The sequence below is a fragment of the Nocardia sp. NPDC003482 genome, from assembly GCF_053588115.1.
In genome coordinates this window covers 424,020-446,544 of the sequence record NZ_JBSFPI010000002.1, presented here as the reverse complement: position 1 = coordinate 446,544, position 22,525 = coordinate 424,020, and the positions used below count along the sequence as shown (strand labels likewise).

Sequence of the window (22,525 nt, the reverse complement as noted above, 5' to 3'; positions counted from 1 at the left end):
CACCCGGCCACTACGCCAGCAGGTTCACCAGGAAATTCCTCGGGATCTGCGGCCCGTCGGGTTGGCCTGTGCCGAAGGGTAATTCGTCGCGGAGGGTGCGGAGGATGGCCAGGACGCCGGGGCCCGCGTCGAGAAGGGGTCTGGGCCAGGACAATTCGGCGCAGTGGAGGACGGTGGGGGTGAGGGTGGCGATGGCTTCGCCGGTCCAGCCCGCGGCGGAGAGGGATTCGGCGAGCAGGAGGGCGGTGTCGAGTTCGGCTCGGGGGCGGTGTTGTTCGGTCATGCGGGTGTGCAGGGCGCGGGCTCGTTTGACGGCGGAGTCGGCGGTGCCGAGGGGGGCGTCGGCGGGGTCGTAGCCGTACCGGGGGCGGGACAGGAGGGCTCGGATGGTGGCGAGTTCCTCGGCCTCGGCGGTGAGGGCGGCGGGGCCGGTGACGTGGCGGACCGGGCGGGGGGCGGGATCGGCTGGGGCGGAAGGGAATTCGCTGGGCAGGTGCAGGCGCAGGCGTTCGGCGCGGAGGTGGGCGGCCAGGCGCGGGAGGCGGCGGTCGGCGGCGATGCGGGCGCCCTCGTCGAGGCGGGCGGCGGCGGTGGGGAGGTCGCCGCGCACGGCCTTGACGCGCGCACCGATCACGAACGTGGTGATCAGGAAGTCGACGGGGCCGACCCGCGCCACCAGCTGATGGCTCTGGTCGAGCAGGCGTTCGGCGACGTCCAGATCGCCGCGCCGATAGGTCAGCTCGCCGAGCATGGCCGCCGCCACCCGCACGGCGTGTGAGCGCGGACCCGAGCGTTCCCGCGCGGTCTGCCACGCCCGCTCGAAACAGTCCGTGGCCGTGGCGATCTCGAGTTGTTCGTAGGCCGCCGCGCCCTCGCCGAGCAGCCCGAGCACCATGCCCAGCGGATCCTTGGACCGCGCGTGATAGGGCGCGGCCCACCGCTGCATCCCGCGGGCGCCCTCGAAATCGAAATCGCACAACCGCACGAACGACACCAGATTAGCCGCCGTCGACACCGTCCACGCGGGCAGTTCGTCGGCCAGCTCCAGACAGTCCGAAACCCGTTCCAGCACACCGTCGGTGCGGTCGCGCGCCACCTGATCGGCCGCGCCCAGCACCGCCGCCTGACACCGCTGCCGCACCACGTCCGCATCGCTGGACTCCCCGCGCGCCAGCATATTCGTCAACCGTCCCAGCGCTGTCCGCGCCGCCCCGGACTGTTGCAGCGTGATATTGGCCCGCGCCAACGCCATCAGCAGCTTCGACCGCGAGGTCACGTGCTGCACCGGCAGTTTCGACACCGTGCCCAGCAGGGTCGCCAGCTTCGAGGTGTCGATCAGGTCCATGCCGCCGCTCTCGACCAGATCCAGCGCCAGCTTCATATCCGTGGCCAGCAACGCGTGATCGACGGATTTGCGCAACAGCTGATGTTCGGCGTACCAGCGAGCGGCCTTGCGGTGCTGCGCCTTCAGCGCCCCCGGCCGCACCCGCTCGAGCCGGGTGCGCAGCTGCTCGGCGAACAGCGGCTGAATGCGGAACCACTCCGGATCGTCGGCCACCCGGCTGATGAACAACTCCCGCTGCTCGGCCTGCTCCAGCAGCGCCTCGGCATCGGACTCCCCGCTCAACGCCGCCGCCAGCGACCCGTTCACCTGCTCGGTCACCGAGATGGCCATCAGGAAATCCAGCAACCCCGGCTCGAGCGCGTCGAACACGTTCTCCGACAGATACTCCCGGATCGCCTGGTTCCCCCCGGCCAGCTGCTCGATCAGCCGATCCGGATCGGCCCCGCGCCGCAGCGACAGGCTCACCAGCTGAATGGCCGCGGGCCACCCGTCGGCGGCGGTGTGGATCCGCTCGATCTGCGCGTCGGTGAGCTCGAACCCGTTGTGCTCCACCAGGATCTCGCGCGTCTCCGGCACCGTGAGACGCAATGCCTCGCAATCGATTTCGACCAGTTCGTCGCGCACCCGCATCCGGCTCAGCGGCAGCCCGCCCTGCTCGCGGGTGGTCACCACGAACCGCAGATGATGACATCCGTTGTCCAGCAACGCGTCCATGGCCCGGTGCGCGCCCGCGTCGGTGACTCGATCCCAGTTCTCCACCACCACGACCACCGGCCGCCCGCTCGCGTGGATCTCGTCGATGAGCGTGGAGATCGCGTACGAGACCGCCTCCGGCGGCCGCTCCTCCAGCACCTGTTCGAGCCCGGCGCCGATCTCGGGCCGCACCCGCCGGATGGCCTGCACCAGATGCGCGAGGAACCACACCTCGTTGTCGTCGTCGTGGTCGATGCCGATCCACGCCACCGCGATTCCGCGTTCGGTCAATTCGTTGCGCCACTGCGTCGCCACGGTGCTCTTGCCGAATCCGGCCGGCCCGTGCACGACCGTGAGCCGCCTCCGCCCGCCCGCGCGCAACACCTCCAGCAGGCGCGGCCGCGGCACCGGTTCGCGGCTCGGCGTCGGCGGGCGGAACTTGGTGGTCGGGGTCGGCGGCAGGCTGTGCCCCGACGGCGTGACCTCCCCGGGCGGGCGCAGCGCCGCCGTGTAGCGCGGACCGCCCACCATCGAGCCGGTCCGTCCCGACGAATTGCCTTGCGGCGCGGGCGAATCCGAATCGTCGGTGTCGACGTCGAGCCGCGGATCCGGCAACGCCATCTCGTCGGGCATCTGATCGTGCGCCCGCTGCACCGCGCGCAGCGACTCGCCGAGTTCGAAGGCCGAGGCCGGGCGATCGCGCGGCTCCGGGGCCATGGCGCGTTCGATGACCTCGGCGACATCGGCGGGAATGTCCCGCTCGCGCAGATCCGGAACCGGCTGGGTGGCGATCCGCAGGAACTGCGCCACGACCTTCTCCCCCGACCGCCGCTCGAACGCGGCATGACCGGTGAGCAGCGCGAACAGCGTCGCGCCGAGCCCGTACACATCCGAGTGCCGGGTCGGCTCCTCGCCGCGCAGCACCTCCGGCGCGGTGAACGCGGGCGATCCGGTGATCATGCTGGTGGTGGTGCGGAACCCGCCCGGGATCCGGGCGATGCCGAAGTCGGTGAGCTGCGGTTCGCCGTACCGGCTGAGCAGGACGTTGGCCGGTTTCACATCCCGGTGCAGCACGTGCACCCGGTGCGCGCTCTCGATCGCCCCGGCGAGTTTCACCCCGACCCGCAGGGTCTCGGCCCAGCTCAACGGGCCGTGGTCGCGGATGAGCCGTTCCAGCGACCCGTGCGCGGCGTACGGCATGACGATGAACGGCAGCCCGCTCGCGGTTACGTCGACCTGCAGGATGTCGACGATATTGGGGTGGCCGGACAACCGGCCCATGGCGTGTTCCTCGCGCAGGAATCGCTCACGGCTCTCCTCGTCGATCGCCGAGGACAGGACCTTCACGGCGACAACGCGATCCAGGGCGCGCTGGGCACAGCGATAGACGACCCCGAAGCCGCCGCGTCCGATCTCCTCCGCATCGAACAGTCCCATCGCCTCGAGCTCGTCGGCGATACCGAGGGGCAGATGACGCTGGGTGTTCGAGTCGGTGTGTGTCTCGGTGCCGCGGACCTTGCCCGTATGTGGGTTCATGGCACCACCTCGAACGTTCCGCGCTGACTCCAACGTAGCGCGGTCCGGACGCACGCGTCCGAAATTCCATTTCCAGGCGTGGCGTACCCGCGTCGCGGGCCCGAAACGCCTTCGGACACAGCACGGCCCGGACCAGCGACTTCCTGGTCCGGGCCGAGCCGGGGAACCTTACTTGCGCAGCGACTCCGGCACCTGGAAGCGCGGACCGAACTTCGCGGCCAGCTCGTCGGCCCGGGCCACGAAGCCCGCCTGGCCGCCGGGGTAGCCCACGATGAACTGATGCGTGCCACCGGTCCAGGCCGGGAAGCCGATGCCGAAGATCGAGCCGATGTTGGCGTCGGCGGTGGTGGTCAGCACACCCTCGTCGAAGCACTTCTGGGTCTCGATCGCCTCGGCGAACAGCATGCGGTCCTTCAGATCCTGGAAGGTGACGCCCTCGGGCAGCTCCGTCGAGGTCTTGAAGATCGAGCGCAGCTCGGACCAGATGCCCGCGGTCTTGCCGTCCACGTAGTCGTAGAAGCCCGCGCCGCCCAGCTTGCCCTTGCGGTCGAACTCGCCCACCATCCGGTCGAGGATCTCGGCGGTCGCCTGCGAGGCGGCGTCGATCTGCGACTCCGCGCCCGCGGCCTTCAGGGCCTCGGCGGTCTCCTTGTAGATCTTCTGCATGGTGGTGAAGTTCAGCTCGTCCGACAGCTTCAGCGGCGCCGCCGGGTAGCCCGCCTGCAGACCGGCCTGCTCGATGGTCTGCGGGTCGATGCCCTCGGCGAGCATCGAGATCGCCTCGTTGATGAACTTGCCGATGACGCGCGAGGTGTAGAAGCCGCGGCTGTCGTTGACCACGATCGGGGTCTTGCGGATCGCGAGGGTGTAGTCGTACACGCGGGCCAGCGCCTCGTCCGAGGTCTTCTCGCCGCGGATGATCTCCACCAGCGGCATCTTGTCGACCGGGGAGAAGAAGTGGATGCCGATGAAGTCCTCGGACCGCTTCACGTTGTTCGCGAGCAGGGTGATCGGCAGGGTCGAGGTGTTCGAGCCGAGCAGCGCGTCGGCGTCGACGATGTCCTCGATCTCCTGGAAGACCTTGCCCTTGAGCTCCGGGTTCTCGAACACGGCCTCGATGACGAAGTCGACGCCCTTGAAGTCGGCCGGATCGGCGGTCGGGTGGATGCGGTCCAGTAGCGCCTTGGACTTCTCCTCGGTGGTCTTGCCGCGCGAGAGCGCCTTCTCCTCGAGCTTGACCGAGTAGTCCTTGCCCCGCTCGGCCGCCTCGATGGTGACGTCCTTGAGCACGACCTCGATGCCCGCCTTGGCGGTCACGTAGGCGATCCCCGCGCCCATCATGCCCGCGCCCAGCACGCCGACCTTCTTGATCTCCCGCTTGGCGATGTCCTTGGGCCGCGACCCGCCGTTGTTGATCGACTGCAGGTCGAAGAAGAACGCCTGGATCATGTTCTTCGCGACCGGGCCGGTCAGCAGGTTGACGAAGTAGCGGGACTCGATCAGCGACGCGTTGTCGAAGTCCACCTGGGCGCCCTCGACCGCGGCGGCCATGATGTTCTTCGGCGCGGGCATGTTGGCGCCCTTGAGCTGCTTGCGCAGGTTGGCCGGGAAGGCCGGGAGGTTGGCGGCCAGCGCCGGGGTGGACGGGGTGCCGCCGGGGATCTTGTAGCCCTTGACGTCCCAGGGCTGCACGCCCTTGTCGGGGTTGGCCTTGATCCACGCCTTGGCCGCGGGGACCAGCTCCTCGACCGAACCGACGACCTCGTCGACCAGGCCGATGCTCTTGGCCTTGTTGGCGTCGAACTCGTTGCCCTGCAACAGGATCTGCATGAGGGCGTTCTGGATGCCGAACATGCGCACGGTGCGGGTGACGCCGCCGCCGGCGGGCAGCAGGCCCAGCTTCACCTCGGGCAGGCCGATCTTGAGGCCCTTGACGTCGGCCGCGATGCGGTGGTGGGTGGCCAGGGTGATCTCCAGGCCGCCGCCGAGCGCCGCGCCGTTGATCGCCGAGACGACCGGCTTGCCCAGCTGCTCCAGGCGGCGCAGCGCGGACTTGATGACGGTCAGCTCCTCGAAGATGGCCGCCGCGTCCTCGGGGCCGGTCTTCATCATGTTCTTCAGGTCGCCGCCCGCGAAGAAGGTCTTCTTGGCCGAGGTGATGACGACACCGGTGATGTCGTCCTTCTCGGCCTCGAGGCGCTCGACGGTGGCCTGCATCGAGCTCTTGTAGAGCTCGTTCATGGTGTTGGCGCCCTGATTCGGGTCGTCCATGGTCAGGACGACGATGCCGTCGGCGTCCTTCTCCCAGGCAATCATGTTGTCGGTCATAGTCTTTGGGTTCTCCTGAATTCCGATGCCAGGCGTCAGACGCGCTCGATGATGGTGGCCACGCCCATGCCGCCGCCGATGCACAGGGTCACCAGGGCGTAGCGGGCATTGCGGCGCTCCAGCTCGTCGACCATGGTGCCGGTGATCATCGCGCCGGTGGCGCCGAGCGGGTGGCCCATGGCGATCGCGCCGCCGTTGACGTTGAGCTTCTCGTCCGGGATGTTCAGGTCCTTCTGGAACTTCAGGACGACCGACGCGAACGCCTCGTTGATCTCGAACAGGTCGATGTCGTCCACCGACAGACCCGCCTTGGCCAGGGCCTTGTGCGCGGCCGGGGTCGGGCCGGTGAGCATGATGGTGGCGTCGGCGCCGCTGATGCCGGTCGCGACGATGCGGGCGCGCGGGGTCAGGCCGGACGCCTTACCGGCCTCCTCGTTGCCGACCAGGACCAGCGCCGCGCCGTCGACGATGCCGGAGCTGTTGCCGCCGTGGTGGACGTGGTTGATCTTCTCGACGAAGTGGTACTTCTGCAGCGCCACCGCGTCGAAGCCGCCCATCTCGCCGATGCCGGCGAACGAGGGGTTCAGCTTGGCCAGATCCTCGAGGGTGGTGCCCGGGCGCATGTGCTCGTCCCGGTCGAGGATGGTCAGGCCGTTGATGTCCTTGACGGGCACCACGGACTTGGTGAAGTAGCCGCCGGTCCAGGCCGCGGCCGCGCGCTCCTGCGACCGCACGGCGTAGGCGTCGACGTCCTCGCGGGTGAAGCCCTCGATGGTCGCGATCAGGTCGGCCGAAATGCCCTGCGGCACAATGTAGTTCTCGTAGTTGGTCCACGGGTCCGCGAACATCGCGCCGCCGTCGGAACCCATCGGCACGCGCGACATGGACTCCACGCCACCGGCGATGACCAGGTCCTCGAAGCCGGAGCGGACCTTCTGGGCGGCGAGGTTGACGGCCTCGAGGCCGGACGCGCAGAAGCGGTTGATCTGGGTACCGCCGACGGTCTCGGGCAGGCCCGAGGTCAGCACGGTGGTGCGGGCGATGTCGGCGCCCTGGTCACCGACCGGCGACACGACACCCAGGATGACGTCCGAAATGCGCTCCTCGTCCAGATCGGGGAAGCGGTTGCGCAGCTCCCGAACCAGACCGGTGGTCAGGTCGATCGGCTTGACCGAGTGCAGCGTGCCCTTCTTGTTGCGGCCGCGCGGGGTGCGGATGGCCTCGTAAATGTAGGCCTCTGTGGTCATATCGGAGTTTTCCTTCCTTGGGGTGCGCCGACACCGTGGGGTGCGGTACCGCCGCGGGTAACCTCGCCGACCGGCTCGTGGGAGTCCGACCGTCCGTGTTCAGTTGGCGGCCCTCGCCCGTCGCTCGCACCGCATAACGCTGTACAAAAAGCGGCAGGCATCGGCCCGATGCACCCGTAGTGTACCGCCGGATGCGAACTCTGGTTAACTTAACGTGGTCGGGCAGGTGGCTGTCAACCGTCGAGCGCTGTGGCGCCCAGCTCAGTTCGAAGTAGCTCCAACGCCATTTCATCGGGGTCGCGGCGATCGCCCGCCGGAACCGGGCGGGCCGACTCCGCGAGCATCTCCCGCTCCTCCTCCGGCGTCGACGCGGGTGGGACACCTACATAACCTACCGGCGAGTAGCCCTCGGGTCCAGGGTCGTCCGGGAGGTCCGGTCCGTCCGGGAGCGGGATGTCGTCGTCCGGGGGCGCCTGCCGCGTGCCCGAATCCGATTCGGCCGCGCCCGTTTCGGCCGCGCGCGCGGGCTGGGCCTCGGGCGACGCGGACCGGGCCTGGCTCGGGCGGGTGAAGCGGGCCGCGTTCTTAGGCGCCTCCTGCCCGCCGCGCGCGGGCGCGCTAGGGGTGCGCTGTTGCGACCCGGGAGCAGCCTGCCCGCGCGCGGGCGCCGCACCCGCCGCCTCCCAGCGCACGCCGTGCTCCCGGCCGACGACCGCGTGAATCGCCGCCTGCACGGCCTCCACGTACTTCGGATTCGACAATCGCTGCGCCAGCGGCGCGTGCTGATGCGCGAACACGATGACCTCGCCCTCGACCCGGGCCACCGAGGCCCCGGACAGCAACGCGTGCACCGCGGCACCGAACTCGCGCACCTTGGCCCGGATCTCCCCCCACTTCGCCTCGATCTCCCGCAGCAGCGCGTCGTCGCCGCCCGCGGCCACGACCGTCAGGGCGTCGGCCTCGACGACCTCGGGGGCGTCCGGCCGCTCGGGCTCGTCTTCCGTTTCCGCCGAATCGGGTTGCGGCGCGGCGCTTTCCGCGGATTCGTCAGCGCTCGGCCCGCTACCGGCCAAGCCCTGAGCGCGCTGCGCCGGATGCGGCCGCTGCTCCCCGAGCACCGGAACCTCCGGTCGCGGGTCCGCGTCGGCCGGAGTGTCCGACACCGCTTGCGGCGTCGGGTCGTTCGGTTCCGAAGGCGCGGCGGCGGGCCGCTCGTCCGCCGCGGCGGGAGCGGCATTCGCATCCGAAACCGCCTCGGGCGCAACGGCATTCGGGTCGGCCTCGGCCGCCTGTCCCGCCGTGGACGGCTGCCGCCCCACGGCCGTCGCCCCGGCGGGCCGAGCCTCCGGAGCCGGTTCGTCGGAAGTGGTTGGCGCGTCGGGCTTTCCGCCCCGATGCTCCCGGATGGCGGCCAGGGCCTCCGCGCCACGGCGGCGGGACCCACCCGACTGCTGGGCCGGAGCGGCGGGCGCGGGCGCGGCCTGCGGGGTGGCGGGCGCGGGCGGGACTCCCCCTTCCACCCGGCGTTCCAGTCGCTCGAGCCGTTGCAGCGTGGCCGATTCGGCATCGGAGACGGCGGGCAGGAGCATGCGGGCGCAGACGACCTCGAGCAGGAGGCGGGGGGCCGTGGCGCCGCGCATCTCGCCGAGGCCCTCGTGCAGGAGTTCGGCGTAGCGGGCCAGGGCCGCGGGGCCGATGCGCTGGGCCTGATCGTGCATCCGGTCGAGGACGTCGCCGGGCCCGGTGACCAGATTGCGCTCGACGGCGTCGGGGACCGCGCGCAGCAGGATGAGGTCGCGGACGCGCTCGAGCAGATCGGTGGCGAAGCGACGGGGATCGTGCCCGGCCTCGACGACCCGATCGACCGTGCCGAACAGCGCCGCGCCGTCGTCGGCGGCCAGCGCCTCGACCGCGTCGTCGATCAGCGCGATATCGGTGACGCCCAGCAGGGCCAGCGCCCGCTGATAGGTGACCCCCTCCGGCCCCGCGCCCGCCAGCAGCTGGTCCAGCACGCTGAGGCTGTCGCGCGGGGAACCGCCGCCCGCGCGAATCACCAAGGGGTACACCGCCTCCTCGACCTGCACACCCTCCTGTTCGCAGATCGTGCCGAGCAGTCCGCGCATGGTGGCGGGGGGCAGCAGCCGGAACGGGTAGTGATGGGTGCGCGAGCGGATGGTCGGCAGCACCTTGTCCGGCTCGGTGGTGGCGAAGACGAAGATCAGATGGGCGGGCGGCTCCTCGACGATCTTGAGCAGCGCGTTGAATCCGGCCGTGGTGACCATGTGCGCCTCGTCGACGATGAACACGCGGTAGCGCGATTCGGCCGGGGCGTAGAAGGCCCGGTCGCGCAGTTCGCGGGTGTCGTCCACGCCGCCGTGGCTCGCGGCGTCCAGTTCGATGACGTCGAGATTGCCCGGCCCGCCGGGCGCCAGCGCCACGCACGAGGAGCACACCCCGCACGGCCGCGAGGTCGGCCCCTGCTCGCAGTTGAGCGAACGCGCGAGGATGCGCGCGGAGGAGGTCTTACCGCAGCCGCGCGGGCCGGAGAACAGGTAGGCATGACTGATCCGCCCGGTGTCGAGCGCGGTGCTCAACGGGTCGGTGACGTGCTCCTGCCCCACCACCTCTGCGAACGTTGCCGGTCGGTACTTCCGGTACAGAGCCACGCGCCGAGGGTACCGGCGCGCACCGACAGCCCGTCACGCGCTGGCCGCACCGGCCCCCGCTCCCGCATGTGATACACGTCACAATCATTCCTCGGGCCCGTTAGTCCCACCCGTCCCGAACCGGACGGCGATGCAGGGGTGGTTCGAATTCGAGCTACAACCAAATTCGGACGTTTACCGAGCCCGTCTCGTCCTCGGCCATATTTTCCCGACCAATTCCCCGGTTAGCGGGGAAATTGCCCCACGTAACGATTCCATCAACCGGTTGGCGTAATTCGCATTCCGCTGGCTACCGTGGTCCTCGGCAACTTCGGTAGCCAAACCTTCATCAGGTTGGTGACCCCGGTCGGTCCCTCATCCCGACCGGGGCACAACCTTCCCGACCGCCCCTCCCGCGACTTTCCCGGAGGAAACTCGACAGTGACGTCGTGTGACGACATCGCCGCCGCCTGGCTCGCCCATACGGATTTCGCCGGAAACCGCACCGCCGTCGGTTTGCTCAGCCGCGCGATCAGTCCGGGCGATTACGCCCTCAATCGCGATTCCCTGCCGGTCGCCGCCGCCGCCGACCCGACCACCGCCGCCGCCATCCTCGAACTCCTCGATCGCGGCCAGGTGCCGACCCTCGCGGCGATCCGCACGCTCATCGTGCAGAACGAGATGCGCCAGGAGGCCGAGCGCATCGAACGACTGGGCCGCCGCGCCCAGCGCGGCATCGAGGATTTCGGGCGAGTGCTGGCGAACCTCACCCAGGATTACCGCGCCGAACACGGAATCGGCCCGACGCGCCGCGACATTCTGCTCGCCGAGCCGATCCGCGCGCTCATTCGCGAACGCGTGGGCGATATCCCCCCGAATGCGATCAAACATCTGTGGCTGATCGAACGCGCCCAGCGCGCGGGCTGGATCGCATTCGACGCGACGCCCCGATCATTGTGCGCGGGAAGGCGTTTCCATGCGGACCGATACGGCAATCGGGTCTCGTTGCGGCCGGTGAATACGATCGGCAAGCTCATCGCCGAATTCCTCGCCGACCACGAACGCGAACACGGCCGTCCGCCGCGCTGGTCGGTGCTCGCCCACGATCTGCGCGACGATCGCGGCCGCCGCGTGTTCAACGACACCGCCGACGCCCGCGCCCAGCAGCAATGGCTGATGACCGCCGAGTGGCTGGCCCTGCGCGACGACCTCCCGGTGCCCGGCCCACGAGGGCTCCGGGCGCTGGCCCGCAAGGCGAAGCGGTGAGCATTCGGTAACTTCTCTGCAACGCGATCACGCGTGGAAGGAGTTACCGTGCCCTCGACCCTCGATCCCGCGGCGACGGCCTGGGTGCTGGCCAGTACCGCGCTGGTGCTGCTCATGACGCCCGGCCTCGCCATCTTCTACGGCGGCATGGTGCGCACGACCGGCGTGCTGAACATGCTGATGATGAGCTTCATCGCCATCCCGCTGGTGACCGTGGCCTGGCTGTTGTTCGGCTACACGCTCGCCTTCGGCGAGGACGCGGGCGGGGGCGTGATCGGCAACCTGGCCCACACCGCGCTCGCGGGCATCGATCCCGGCACGATCCACCACGGTGTCCCCGAACTGCTGTATGTCACCTTCCAGCTGACCTTCGCGATTCTCACCGCGGCCCTGGTGAGCGGGGCCATCGCCGACCGCGCGAAGTTCTCGGCCTGGATGGTGTTCGTCCCGCTGTGGGCGCTGCTGGTGTATTCGCCCGTGGCGCACTGGGTTTGGGGCCCGAACGGCTGGCTGTCGTCGTTCGGGACGCTGGACTTCGCGGGCGGTCTGGTGGTCGAGATCGTCTCGGGCGCTTCGGCTCTCGCGCTGGCGCTGGTGCTCGGGCCGCGGATCGGTTTCAAGGTCGACGCGATGCGGCCGCACAATCTGCCGTTCGTGCTGCTGGGCGCGGGCCTGCTGTGGTTCGGCTGGTTCGGTTTCAACGCCGGATCGGAGCTGCGGCCCGACGGGGCGGCAGCCGGGGTCTTCCTCAACACGCTGGTCGCGGGCTGCCTGGGCATGTTGGGCTGGCTCGCGGTGGAACGGATTCGTGACGGCCGCCCGACCACCTTCGGCGCGGCCTCGGGCGCGGTCGCGGGCCTGGTCGCGATCACCCCGTCCTGCGGTTCGGTGAACACCCTGGGCGCGCTGATCGTGGGCCTCGTCGCGGGCGTGCTGTGCTCGTTCGCGGTGGGCTGGAAGTTCCGTGCGGGCTATGACGATTCGCTCGACGTGGTGGGCGTGCACTTCGCGGGCGGGGTGATCGGCACGCTGCTGATCGGATTGCTCGCCAACGAGGTGATGACCGGCGGCGCGCGCGGGCTGTTCTACGGCGGCGGGCTGGCCCAGCTGGGCAAGCAGGCCGTGGGCGTGGTGACGGTCGCGGCCTACGCCTTCGCGGTGTCGTTCGTGCTGGGCAAGCTCATCGACCGGGTGCTCGGCTTCCGGGTCAGCGCCGAGGACGAGGTGGCGGGCATCGACTTCGCGCTGCACGCCGAGACCGCCTACGTGGAGGGCGTGCACGGGCACGCGCCGCGCGGACTGTTCGGGCAACATCAGCACAAGAGTGAGCGAGATCACTGACGAACTCCGCCCGCGGTAGGTGCCGGGCCGTGAGATAACGGCGTTAGCCTAACGCCGTTATCGTTCGACGACCGGCTGGGGGCCGCCGATGCTCACCCGAATCGCACAGCTGTCGACCCTGTATCCGCGCGCGATCCTGCTGGCGGCCCTGGCGCTGGCACTGGCGTGCGGCGCGTTCGGCGCGACCGCCACCTCGCACCTGAAGTCCGGCGGCTTCACCTCCGACAGCGCCGAATCGAGCCGGGCCACCAGGATTCTCGCCGACGAATTCGACGGCGCCCAACCCAATTTCGTGCTGCTCGTCCGCTCGGACCAGGGCGTCGACGCCCCCGCCGCCCGCGCGGCCGGGGCCGATATCGCCAACCGGCTCCAAGCGCGTGGCGACGCCGTCGGCGTCCGCTCGTACTGGACCAGCCCGCCGACCGTGCGCGCGGTCCTGCGCAGCACCGACGGCAAGGAGGGGCTCGTCGTCGCGTATCTGAAGGGCGGTGACGACGCCGCGCAGAAGGCGGCCGGGCAGATCGTCGCCGACCTCGACGGCGCCACCCCGGGCGTGAGCGTGTACGCCGGTGGCATGGCCGCCGTCTACCACGAGGTGAACACCCAGGTCACCAAGGACCTTCAGGTCGCCGAGGGCATAGCCATCCCGCTGACCGCGCTGGTGCTGATCCTGGTGTTTGGCAGCGTGGTCGCCGCGGCGCTGCCGCTGGCGGTCGGCCTGTTCGCCATCGCGACCACCCTCGCCATCCTGCGCCTGATCACGCTGTTCACCGACGTGTCGATCTACGCGCTGAACATGACCACCGCGCTGAGCCTCGCGCTCGCCATCGACTACAGCCTGTTCATCGTCAGCCGCTACCGCGAGGAACTCGAACGCGGCCTCGACCATCGAGCGGCCACCATCCGGGCGGTGCAGACCGCGGGCCGCACGGTGCTGTTCTCCGCGCTGACCGTGGCCCTCGCGCTGGCCGTGCTGAGCCTGTTCGACCTGTATTTCCTGAAGTCGTTCGCCTACTCGGGCGTCGCGGTCGTCGCCACCGCCGCGATCGCCTCGATCCTGGTGCTGCCCGCGGCGCTGGTGCTGCTGGGCGACCGGGTCAACGCCTGGAATCTGCGGGTGCCGCTGCGCCGGCTGCTGCGCCGACCCGAACCGGTGCCGGGCCCGCTCGAACAGACCGGCTGGTACCGCATGGTCACCTGGGTCATGCGGCGCGCGCTGCCGGTCGCGCTGGCGATCACCGCGGTCCTGCTCGCGCTCGGATCCCCGTTCCTGGGCGTCAAATTCGGCTATCCCGACGACCGCGTGCTGCCCGCGAACGCCACCAGCCGCCTGGTCGGCGACGAACTGCGCGGCCAGTTCCCGGCCGTGAACGCCGGAATGTCGGCCACGGTCGTCCTGCCCGGCTACCGCGACGACGCCGGCGCCTACGCGGCGGCGCTGTCCAAGGTGGAGGGCGTCTCGACGGTGCTGTCCAACGCGGGCGTGTACACCTCCGGGAATCGACTCGCCCCCGCACCGCCCGGGATGCTCACCGACGCGGGCCAATACCTCACGGTCGCAACGAAATTCGACCCGTTCTCGGAGGACGGCAAACATCAGCTCGAACATCTGCGCGCGGTCCCGGCCCCGGCGCCCGCGCTGTTCGGCGGCGCGGGCGCGATGAACGTCGACGGCCTGCACTCCCTCGGCGCGCGAATCCCATTGGTGGCGGCGCTGATCGCGCTGGCGACGTTCGTGGTGCTGTTCCTGTTCACCGGCAGTGTGATCCTCCCGCTGAAAACCCTGGTGCTGAACTGTCTTTCGCTCACCGCGATGTTCGGCATGATGGTGTGGATCTTCCAGGACGGCCATCTGGCCGATCTGATCGGCTTCACCCCCACCGGCTATCTGGTGGCCACCATGCCGGTGCTGATGTTCTGCCTGGCCTTCGGCATGTCGATGGACTACGAGGTCTTCCTGCTCTCCCGGATCCGGGAGACGTGGCTGGCCTCGGATCGCACCCCGGCCGACAACGAGCGTTCCGTCGCGGTCGGCGTCGCGCGCACCGGGCGCATCGTGACCGCGGCGGCGGTGCTGATGGCGATCGTGCTGGGCGCCATGGCCTTCGGGAAGGTGAGCTTCATCCAGACCTTCGGCCTGGGTCTCACGCTGACCGTGCTCGCCGACGCCACCGTCATCCGCGGCCTGCTGGTGCCCGCGCTCATGCGGCTGCTCGGCACGTTCAACTGGTGGGCGCCCGCCCCGCTGGCCCGCTGGCACGAACGGTTCGGCCTGAGCGAGGAGGCCGAGGTACCCGAACCGGAGCCGGCGGGACGGCGATGACCGTCGGGCGCCGCCCCCGATCGGCGCGCGGCAGCGGCGCCGCGCTGCGCGACGAGATCCTGGCGGCCACCCGGGAGTTGCTGGCGCACACCGGCAATGCCGACGCCGTATCCATCCGCGCGGTGAGCCGACGGGTCGGGGTCAGCGCGCCCTCGATCTACCGGCACTTCGCCGACAAGGACGCCCTGATCGATATCGTCGTGGCGCAGGTCTTCGAGAACCTCGACGCCGCCATCGCCGCCGCCACCGATCCCGACGTCTCCCCGATCGAACGCATGCGGGCGCAGGGCCTGGCGTATGTGCGCTTCGCACTGGACCATCCCGGGCAGTACCGCATCGCGACCGCGGGCGGGACGCGCAACCGGCCCCGCGCGGTCGATCAGGTGCTGGGGAGTTCGGTGTTCCGGCGGATGTCGCGGACCGTGCGCGAGGCCATGGACGCCGGAGTGCTGGCGGCGGGCGATCCGCTGCCGGTGGTGTTGCAGATGTGGGCGAGCGCGCACGGCATCGTCTCGCTCATGATCGCCAAACCCGATCTGCCGTGGGGTGATCCGGAGACCGTCGCCGACAAGGCGCTCGCCGCCGCGTGCGTCGGGCGGGCCGTGCTCGACAGCATGGGCGGCGATCCCACCGTCGACGAGACCGTGCGCTGGCTGGTGGGTCTGCGCGAGGCCGATTGACTCAGGACACCGAATTCGGCGGGGAGTTCCAGGTATTGCACTTCTGGGTGCGGTTGTTCTCCACGCCGTGCGCGTACCAGTCGCCGTAGTTCTGTTTGGACCCGTGGTCGCGGGAGTCCCCGGCTTTGTCGCCGCGCCCGTAGTTGTCGTCGACGGTGCGCCGCATCTGATCGCGATCGATGGTGCCGACGAAGGTGGACGAGCCGATGAACATGCCGCCGAAGCACTGCGCCTCGAGTTCGGTACGGCGCGAGAGTTCCAGTCCCCGTGGGGTTCTCGTGCCCGCGTCGTACCGGTCGCGGTGGGCCTTGTCCATGATTCCGGCGACCGTCTGCACGTGGTGACCGTATTCGTGCGCGAAGACGGCCAGGAAGATGACCGAATCGTTGGGGTTCTCGTTGATGAACACGTGATCGAGCGGCATGTAGATGGTCTGGTTCGCCGAGCAGTAGAACGCCGCCCAGTTGGCGTTGTCGCCCGTGCACGGCGTCGAGATGCCCGCGGCGCTGGCCGTGACGCTCAGATTCGGCGTCGCGAACGGCAGATTCGCCGCCTTCAGCACCGGCCGCCACATCTGATCCAGACAATCGCGCGCCGCCTCGAAGAACGCCTTGGCGGCGGCGACATTCGCCCCCCACCGCGGATAGTCGCACGAGATATTGATCAGCCCCGACTCCGGATCCCGGAACAACGGATTGTCCACCGTCGCCGCGACCGGCTGCGGCCCCGCGGGTTTCGTGGTCGTCGGCCGCGCGGCGGTATTGCGCGTCGTCGGGGCCGCACGAGTCGTGGTGGTCTCCGCCGTCGGATACGCGGCCGTGCTCTCGAAGGTGGGCGGCGTATAGGTGAAACTCGGCGCGACATACCCCCCGCCCAGATTCCGATGCGTCCGCGCCCCCGCGAAGACCACCAGTCCCCCCACCACCACGAGCACCGTCAACACCGCGAAGATCGTCACGACCACCCCACCCGCACCCCGCCGCCTCGGCGGATACGCCCCGTAGCCCGCCGGAGGGAGCGGTGGAAAGCCTTGCGGCGCAATCGGATACGGCTGCCCGTAAGGAGGACGATGACCGGGCGGCGGCCCGTAACCCCGGGGCGCGCCATACCCGGGCGGCGGGCCGTACCCTGGCGGTGGCCCATACCCCGGACCCGGGCCGTACGGCGGATAGGGCGGCTGGGTCATGGGTCAGCTCACCTGGGTCGCGGGGGCGGTGAAGGTGTTGCACTGGGCGGTTTTGTTCTGGTCGAAGCCGGTGCTGAACCAGTCGCCCATGTGCCGGGCGGTGCCGTGGTCGCGCATGTCGCCGGGGGCGTCGCCGCGGCCGTAGGCGTCCTCTCGGGCATTGCCGGTCTGCGACGGCGACAGCGAACCGCCGGTCGCGGAGGAGGACAGGAACATGCCGTCGAAACAGTTGGCCTGCAACTCGATTCGCCGCGAGATCTCGAGGCCCTGGGTCGTCTTCGGGCCCGCGTCGCGGCGCTGGCGGTTGGCCGCGGCCAGGATGCCCGCCTGCGCCTGCACGTGATGCCCGTACTCGTGGGAGAACACCGACAGGTAGATCTCCCAGTGATCCTTGAACATCTCGGTCTGCAACTGGCTGATCGGCAGGTATATGGTCTGATCCGCGCCGCAGTAGAAGGCCGCGAAGTTGTTGCTGCTGCCGGTGCACGGCGTGGTGATGCCCGCGGTGCTCGCGGTGACCTTCAGATTCGGCTTGCTGAACGGCAGTTTCGCGGCGGTGAGCACCGGCCGCCACGCCTGTTCGAGACAGGTCGCCGCGCTCTCGAAGAACGCGCGCGCGACCTCCACCTGGGTCCCCCACGGCGCGTAGGCGCAGCGCGCGGGGCTCAGCGGCGAACCCGGATCGGCCAGCAGCGGATTGGCGCCGGTCTCCGCGATACCCGTTGCGCCCGAACCGTTTCCGGTGGTCGTCGGCCCGTAGGTGTACTCCGCCCGGCCCCCGGAGTGGGTCACCGCGTGCACGCCCGTGCGCACGCCGACGCGCACCAGCCCGACCACCACGATCAGGATGACGAGCACCAGCACCCCGCCGAAACGACCGCCCCCACCCTTGCGCGGCGGCGGTGGCGGACCCGGCGGACCGTAGGGCGCCTGCGGATACGGCGCGCGGGGCTGTTGATAACCCGGCCCCTGGGGATAACCCGGATAGGGCTGCGGCTGGGGATACCCCGGCGGATATCCTTGCGCCGGTGGATAACCCGGCGGCGGCGGATACCCCGGCGCGGGCCGATGACCCGGCGGCGGCCCGTACGGCGGACCCGGCCGACCGCCGGGCGGAATCGGGCCGTATCCGTAGGGTGGTTGACTCACTCCCCCGCTCCCCCTGGTTCTTTCTGGTTCTCGACAGCCGCTGACGCAGAATAGCAAGCTGTCTAAGCTAAGGCCCCATGCTGATCTTTCGGGGGGGCGCCCTGGGCGCTCTGGTGCTCGTGCTGGCCGGAATGTTCGCGGGATTACCCGCCCGGGCGCAGACGGCGGACGGGGCCGCGATCACGGCGGATCTGAAGCTCACCGACGACGGATTGCTCCAGGTTTCCGAGACGGTTCAGGTGCCGCCGGGCGGGCAGTTCCACATGGTGTTGCCGCTGCGAATCGCGCAGGGGGACAGCGGCGAACGACGTTTCACCGTCTCCGACGTATCGGCCACCGGCCAGGGCACGGCGAAGACCGAGGGCGACCGGTTCACCCTCGACTCGCAGCCCGGCGAATCGTCGTTCGCGTACACCGTGCACGGGGTGGTCAGCGAGGCGCCGGGCACGCAGTTGTTCAAATGGACGGGCGTGCTCAACGCCGACGTCTCCTCCATCGACGCGTCGATCATCAGCCCGAGCTACCGCATGGGCATCGCCGACTGCACGATCGGGCCGCCGGGACAGGCGAAGAAGTGCAACGACGTCCGGGTCGAACCCGACGGGGTGATGTTCCTGGCCCAGGAGGGCCTGCACCGCGGCGACGTGCTCGACGTGACCCTGCAACTTCCGCCGGGCACCGTTCCCCCGAACGCCGACATCCGCGACGGAAGTTCCTCGGGGCCCTTCGCCGTCACCGTTCCCGTCCTGGTGGCGTTCGGGGTGCTGGTGGCCGCGCTGGCCGCCCTCGCCGGTTTCGTGGCGTGGTCGCGGCGGCAGGACGCGGCGGCGCTGGTCGGTCGCGAGCAGTGGGATCCCTTGCGGCAGAACGACAATGGCGTCGAATTTACCTCCCCGGAGGGTATGCTGCCGGGCGAGGCCGGGGTGCTGCTGGACGGATCCGCCGACGCCGCCGATCTCGCCGCGACCGTCGTGGACCTGGCCGTGCGGCGCTATGTGCGGATCGAGCCGATCAGCGATTCGGATTGGCGTGTGGCGCGGCTCAATCCGGCCGACGACCAACTGCGCGACTACGAGAAGCGGGTGTATCGCGCGGTCCTGCCCGACGGGACCGACGCGGTGACGCTGAGCGAACTGCGCGGCCGGGCACTCGGGGAGCCGGTGCGGGCGGCGCTGGTGAGCGCCGCCGTCGACCGCGGTGTGCTGGTCGATCGCACGCGGCGAGGCGTGCCGTTCTGGCTGGGCGTCGCGCTGGTGGTGGTCGGCGTCGCGACCACCGTCGTGCTGGCGATCACCGGCGGCCACGCGCTGGTCGGCGTCGCCATCGCGCTCGGCGGTGTGGCGGCGCTGCTGCTGCCGCGCTACCTGCCGGTGCGCACGGCGGCCGGGCGCGAGGTCGTCGGCCGGGTGCGGGCGTTGCAACGCGGGCTGGACGAACTGCGGCCCGATCGGATTCCGCCGGGCGATCGGGAACTGGTGTTCTCCCGGGCGCTGCCGTTCACGATCATCGGTGGGCGCGCGGACAATTGGATCCGCGCGTTCCGCGATCTGGATCCGTCGGCGGATCGGCAGCCGGGGCTGTACTGGTTCGGCGGGTTCGAGCGGGATCGGAATCTGCACCGGTTCGCCGGGCACTTCCCGTACTTCATCACCGCGCTCGAGGGTCTGTTCGCCTAGCGGGCCCGCAGGCCGTCGAGGACGATCTCCATCGTGCGGGCGACGGCCTCGCCGTAGGTCCGCCCTTGGGGATGGGCGTAGACCTGCACGGTCATCAGGTGGGCGATGTCCTCGGCGGTGGCGTCCGGACGCAGGTCGCCGTCGGCACGGGCCTGGGTGGTCAGCCGCTCGACGAGGTCGGCCACCCGGGCGCGCACGGCGGTGAGGTTCGGATCGGATCGGATCTCGTCGTGCAGATTCGGTTCGAGCGCGGAAGCCAGTGCGCCCAACCGCAATTCGGCGCATTCGCGCAGGAACCGGCACAGCGCGGGCCAGGCCGCGCCCTCCTCCCGCCACGCGGTCTCGGCCAGCCGGGCCAGACCCGCCAGATATTCGTGAGCGGCGGCGCTGATCAGCGAATCCCGGTCGGGGAAGCGGCGATACAGCGTGCCCACCCCGACGCCCGCGCGATCGGCGATCACCTTCATCGGCACATCCACGCCCAGCTCCCGGAACACGACCTGGGCGGCCGCCAGGATCTGATCGCGATTGCTGCGGGCGTCGGCGCGCATCCCTACCTCCGGAGGATAAGTGGACGAAAAGCTTCCGCATAGCGTACCGTGACTTAAGCGGACGATATTCGTCCACTTCTGGAGAGGATCTGGATCATGGGCAAGAGTGTGCTGATCTCCGGGGCCGGGATCGCCGGGTCCACGGCGGCGTATTGGCTCGGGCGGCAAGGCTTTCGGGTGACCGTCGTGGAGCGGGCGGCCGGGCAGCGGTCGAGCGGGAATCCGGTGGACGTCAAGGGCGCGGCCGTCGACATCGTCGAGCGGATGGGTGTTCTGCCGCGGCTGCGCGAGGCTGCCTCACAGGTGCGGCGGATGGTGTTCGTGGATCCGTCGGGGCGGGAGCGGGCCCGGGTGGACATGCGGGCGTTCCAGGGTTCGGCCGGGGATCGGGAGGTGGAGGTGGCGCGCGCGGATCTCGCGGGCACGCTGCTCTCGGCCGCCGCCGAACACGCCGAAATCCGCTGGGGCGACTCGATTTCCGGTCTGACGCGCGCCGGGGACGGGGTGGACGTGACGTTCGAACGCGGCGCCGCCGAGCATTTCGACCTGGTCGTCGGGGCCGACGGCCTGCACTCCGCGGTCCGCCGCCTGGCCTTCGGTCCCGAATCCGAGTACGTCCGCCCCCTGGGCATGTACGTCGCCACCTTCCCCGTCGACCGTCCCCTGCACGACGAGCACGAGGTCGTCATGCTCAACACCCCCCGCCACGCCTTCGCCGTCCACCCCGCGAACGGAAAAGCCCTGGCCTCCTTCATCTTCCACCACCCCACCGACCGCACCCCGCGCGACACCGAGGACCGCAAACGCCTCATCGTCGACGCCTACACCCCCCACCTGGGCATCTACACCGACCACCTGGACCACCTGAAATCCACCCCCCACCTCCCCACCGCCCTCACCCACTACGAACACCGCCACCGCAAACTCGTCACCCCCCGCCAACGAGCCTTCCCCCTCACCTCCAAATTCCTCGTCCCCAAAACCACCCTCGGAATCACCTTGCGCAACAAGGTAATCCACCTCCCCCGCCCCCGCGCCAATCGCTAGCGCTCGCGACGCGGGGACAAAGGCGGAACGCCGCCGATATGGCGCAAAGGACGGAACGCCGTAGATATGGCGCACTCGCCGAGCACCCCACCCGTCCCCCCGCCGAGCACCCCACCCGTCCCCCCGCCGGGCACCCCACCTGTCCCTCGCCGAGGAACGAGGCGAGGGTTAGCGGGGGCTGCGGGTGGAGCGGCGCATGGCGGAGAGGGGGTCGGCGTAGAAGACGCTCAGGGAGGTTACGGCGGCGGCGTGTTCTTGGACTCGGCTGCCGAAGCGGCTGATGCGGAGGTCGGCTGGGGGGAGGGTGGTGGAGTGGGTGAATGCCTTTGCGACGGTGTCCATTCCGGGGCGGTAGCCGGTGAAGGCCTGGCCGCCGAGGATGACTCGGTCGGGATTGAACATGTCGCGGACGAGAGCGGCTGTGCGGCCGAGGATTTCGGCGCGGTCGAGGAGGAGGGCGCGGGCCTCGGCGGAGCCGGATTCGGCGGCGCGGTAGAGGTCGGCGATGACGGGGCGGCGGGGGGCCTCGCGCTTGGGGACGATGCCCGCGCGCACGGCGCGGGCCAGCAGCGGGGCCTCGCCGATCGTGACCTCCAAGCAACCGCGACGGCCGCACGAGCACTCGATATCGGAGCCGGTGGGCAGGTGGGCGATGGAACCGGGGCCGTTGGCGGGCGTGTGCACCCGATCGTGCAGGGTGACCGCGATGCCCGCGGTCTCCCGCGCGTAGATGTAGAGGCTGGACCCGGGCCGTTCCTCGGTCGCCGGATTCAGCAGCAGCTCCGCCGCCGCCATCGCCTCCACGTGCGGGGCCACCGACACCGGCAGGTCCAGCACCCCGCCGAAGATCGCGGCCACCGGCGCGGCCTGCCAGTCCAGCCGCGGATGATCGACCACGCCGCCGGACGGATCGACCCGCCCGGCCAGCGCCACACCGGTCCACAGCGGCCGCCGCCGCGGCAACCGATCCAGGAACGCCTTGGCGCTGCGCGCGATGATGGTCAGCGCGGCCTCCTGCCCCGCCTGCGGGGTGGCGATCTCGAGGCCGCCGAGGATGCGCCCGGCCAGATCGGCCGCGACGATCCGGGTCACATTGGCGCCGATGTGCACGCCGAGGGTGGTGTAGGAATCGGTGTCGACCTCGAAGGGCACCCGCGGCCGACCGACGGCGCCGGAGGCGGTGAGATCGGCGCGTTCCCGCAGCAGCCCGGCCGAAAGCAGCGCGGACACTTGGCGATTCACGGTCGCGATGCTCAATCCCGTAGTCTGGGCGGCATTGTCGCGGAAGATCGGCCCGCGAGTGGCCGCCCGCAACACCGCGGCCGCCGGATTGTCGGCGATGCGGAGTTCGGGCGGCACGGCCGGACGCGCGGGAGCGGTCCGGGCGGGGAGGGTGGCGTTGGACGATCGCTCGAGGGTGGGGCTCGTCATGTGCGAAATCCTTGCTGTCGTCCCGAGGATCACACGGGACATGTCCGAAAAGGGGCAGCAACAAGGCAGCGAGAATGGGCC

Annotated in this window: 14 protein-coding genes; 6 read left to right on the top strand and 8 right to left on the bottom strand. The window is 70.1% G+C overall.

All coding sequences use genetic code 11. From position 1 onward, the window contains the following. Positions 1–10 precede the first annotated feature (10 nt). The 4 genes from ACWDSJ_RS05215 to ACWDSJ_RS05200 form a co-directional block, all read right to left on the bottom strand. Entirely contained in the window at positions 11–3,574 is a 3,564-nt protein-coding gene (locus ACWDSJ_RS05215; protein WP_450029314.1) for a protein kinase domain-containing protein, read from the bottom strand. A 168-nt stretch (positions 3,575–3,742) separates the two neighbouring features. Continuing rightward, positions 3,743–5,902 (bottom strand): 3-hydroxyacyl-CoA dehydrogenase NAD-binding domain-containing protein, encoded by a 2,160-nt coding sequence (locus tag ACWDSJ_RS05210; protein ID WP_387358977.1) that lies wholly within the window; start codon positions 5,900–5,902, stop codon positions 3,743–3,745. Between the two features lie 35 nt (positions 5,903–5,937). Continuing rightward, a complete protein-coding gene (locus ACWDSJ_RS05205) occupies positions 5,938–7,149 on the bottom strand; it encodes an acetyl-CoA C-acetyltransferase (RefSeq protein ID WP_387358975.1) in 1,212 nt (403 codons plus the stop codon). A gap of 233 nt (positions 7,150–7,382) precedes the next feature. After that, on the bottom strand, positions 7,383–9,815 hold the full coding sequence (locus ACWDSJ_RS05200) for a DNA polymerase III subunit gamma and tau (RefSeq protein WP_450029310.1): 2,433 nt from the start codon (positions 9,813–9,815) through the stop codon (positions 7,383–7,385). Positions 9,816–10,235: 420 nt separating this feature from the next. Here ACWDSJ_RS05200 and ACWDSJ_RS05195 point away from each other — a divergent pair, with 420 nt between their 5' ends. From ACWDSJ_RS05195 to ACWDSJ_RS05180, 4 genes are all read left to right on the top strand, one after another. Then, positions 10,236–11,060 carry a hypothetical protein gene (locus tag ACWDSJ_RS05195; protein WP_450029309.1) on the top strand — a complete coding sequence of 275 codons (825 nt, stop codon included), beginning with the start codon at positions 10,236–10,238 and terminating at the stop codon, positions 11,058–11,060. Between the two features lie 48 nt (positions 11,061–11,108). Continuing rightward, complete coding sequence (locus tag ACWDSJ_RS05190; protein ID WP_450029308.1) at positions 11,109–12,401, top strand: ammonium transporter; 1,293 nt, start codon at positions 11,109–11,111, stop codon at positions 12,399–12,401. A gap of 88 nt (positions 12,402–12,489) precedes the next feature. Beyond that, positions 12,490–14,724 (top strand): MMPL family transporter, encoded by a 2,235-nt coding sequence (locus ACWDSJ_RS05185; RefSeq protein ID WP_450029307.1) that lies wholly within the window; start codon positions 12,490–12,492, stop codon positions 14,722–14,724. Further along, the gene (locus tag ACWDSJ_RS05180) at positions 14,721–15,404 is read left to right on the top strand and encodes a TetR/AcrR family transcriptional regulator (protein ID WP_450029306.1); all 684 of its coding nucleotides are present in this window, start codon (positions 14,721–14,723) and stop codon (positions 15,402–15,404) included. The genes ACWDSJ_RS05185 and ACWDSJ_RS05180 overlap by 4 nt, the downstream gene beginning before the upstream one ends. 1 nt (position 15,405) lies before the next feature. Here ACWDSJ_RS05180 and ACWDSJ_RS05175 read toward each other — a convergent pair whose 3' ends face one another. Both ACWDSJ_RS05175 and ACWDSJ_RS05170 read right to left on the bottom strand, forming a co-directional pair. Beyond that, entirely contained in the window at positions 15,406–16,362 is a 957-nt protein-coding gene (locus ACWDSJ_RS05175; RefSeq protein ID WP_450029305.1) for a neutral zinc metallopeptidase, read from the bottom strand. Between the two features lie 231 nt (positions 16,363–16,593). Further along, positions 16,594–17,739 carry a neutral zinc metallopeptidase gene (locus ACWDSJ_RS05170; protein ID WP_450029304.1) on the bottom strand — a complete coding sequence of 382 codons (1,146 nt, stop codon included), beginning with the start codon at positions 17,737–17,739 and terminating at the stop codon, positions 16,594–16,596. A 77-nt stretch (positions 17,740–17,816) separates the two neighbouring features. Here ACWDSJ_RS05170 and ACWDSJ_RS05165 point away from each other — a divergent pair, with 77 nt between their 5' ends. After that, positions 17,817–19,415 (top strand): DUF2207 family protein, encoded by a 1,599-nt coding sequence (locus tag ACWDSJ_RS05165; protein WP_450029303.1) that lies wholly within the window; start codon positions 17,817–17,819, stop codon positions 19,413–19,415. Here the strand turns inward: ACWDSJ_RS05165 and ACWDSJ_RS05160 are convergent. After that, positions 19,412–19,966 carry a TetR/AcrR family transcriptional regulator gene (locus tag ACWDSJ_RS05160; protein ID WP_450029302.1) on the bottom strand — a complete coding sequence of 185 codons (555 nt, stop codon included), beginning with the start codon at positions 19,964–19,966 and terminating at the stop codon, positions 19,412–19,414. The genes ACWDSJ_RS05165 and ACWDSJ_RS05160 overlap by 4 nt on opposite strands. Before the next feature lie 96 nt (positions 19,967–20,062). Here ACWDSJ_RS05160 and ACWDSJ_RS05155 point away from each other — a divergent pair, with 96 nt between their 5' ends. After that, positions 20,063–21,013, top strand: coding sequence for an FAD-dependent oxidoreductase (locus tag ACWDSJ_RS05155; protein ID WP_450029301.1), 951 nt, complete (start codon positions 20,063–20,065; stop codon positions 21,011–21,013). Between the two features lie 168 nt (positions 21,014–21,181). On the opposite strand, the gene ACWDSJ_RS05150 is transcribed toward ACWDSJ_RS05155, so the two are convergent. After that, positions 21,182–22,444 (bottom strand): ROK family protein, encoded by a 1,263-nt coding sequence (locus ACWDSJ_RS05150; protein WP_387358955.1) that lies wholly within the window; start codon positions 22,442–22,444, stop codon positions 21,182–21,184. Positions 22,445–22,525: the final 81 nt, after the last annotated feature.

Excerpts from the sequence above, each read along its gene's own strand:
- ACWDSJ_RS05185 (WP_450029307.1), top strand. The coding sequence starts at position 12,490 with ATGCTCACCCGAATCGCACAGCTGTCGACCCTGTATCCGCGCGCGATC.
- ACWDSJ_RS05180 (WP_450029306.1), top strand. The coding sequence starts at position 14,721 with ATGACCGTCGGGCGCCGCCCCCGATCGGCGCGCGGCAGCGGCGCCGCG.
- ACWDSJ_RS05150 (WP_387358955.1), bottom strand. The coding sequence starts at position 22,444 with ATGACGAGCCCCACCCTCGAGCGATCGTCCAACGCCACCCTCCCCGCC.
- ACWDSJ_RS05165 (WP_450029303.1), top strand. The coding sequence starts at position 17,817 with ATGCTGATCTTTCGGGGGGGCGCCCTGGGCGCTCTGGTGCTCGTGCTG.
- ACWDSJ_RS05210 (WP_387358977.1), bottom strand. The coding sequence starts at position 5,902 with ATGACCGACAACATGATTGCCTGGGAGAAGGACGCCGACGGCATCGTC.
- ACWDSJ_RS05155 (WP_450029301.1), top strand. The coding sequence starts at position 20,063 with ATGGGCAAGAGTGTGCTGATCTCCGGGGCCGGGATCGCCGGGTCCACG.
- ACWDSJ_RS05160 (WP_450029302.1), bottom strand. The coding sequence starts at position 19,966 with ATGCGCGCCGACGCCCGCAGCAATCGCGATCAGATCCTGGCGGCCGCC.
- ACWDSJ_RS05205 (WP_387358975.1), bottom strand. The coding sequence starts at position 7,149 with ATGACCACAGAGGCCTACATTTACGAGGCCATCCGCACCCCGCGCGGC.
- ACWDSJ_RS05215 (WP_450029314.1), bottom strand. The coding sequence starts at position 3,574 with ATGAACCCACATACGGGCAAGGTCCGCGGCACCGAGACACACACCGAC.